Here is a 537-nt window from a genome sequence, read left to right as displayed (position 1 = left end):
TGGATGGCCTGCGCAGCGCGCATGGCGACTACACGGCCGGCCGCTACGCCCTGGGCGTGCCCGCCGAACTGGCGCAAGCCGTGAAGGCTCGCGCGCAGCAGCAGTCGGCCACGCCTTTCATGCTGCTGCTGGCGGCATTCCAGGCGCTGCTGCATCGCTACACGGGGCAGGACGATATCCGCGTCGGCGTGCCGGTGGCGAACCGGAACCGCGTCGAGACGGAGCGCCTGATCGGCTTCTTCGTCAACACCCAGGTGATGCGCGCCAGCTTCGACGGCGACGAGACGCTCGGCATGCTGCTCGACCGGCTGCGCACGGCCACGGTCGGCGCGCAGGCGCATCAGGACCTGCCGTTCGATGCACTGGTCGAGGCGCTGCGCCCCGAGCGCAGCCTCAGCCACAGCCCGCTGTTCCAGGCGATGTTCAATCACCAGCGACGCGACTGGCGGGTGCTGGAAGGCTTGCCGGGCCTGGGCATCGAGCCGCATCCCCTGCCGAGCGCGATGGCGCAGGTCGAGTTGATGCTGAATACGCAGG

1 protein-coding gene is annotated in these 537 nt (G+C 69.6%); it reads left to right on the top strand.

From position 1 onward, the window contains the following. The coding region (locus tag FQ705_RS27645) for a condensation domain-containing protein (protein ID WP_260854626.1) at positions 1-537 on the top strand (537 nt) is incomplete at both ends.

The sequence above is a fragment of the Paraburkholderia sp. BCC1884 genome, assembly GCF_900996225.1.
Lineage (GTDB): Bacteria > Pseudomonadota > Gammaproteobacteria > Burkholderiales > Burkholderiaceae > Paraburkholderia.
This window is presented reverse-complemented; position numbering and strand designations above follow the sequence as displayed.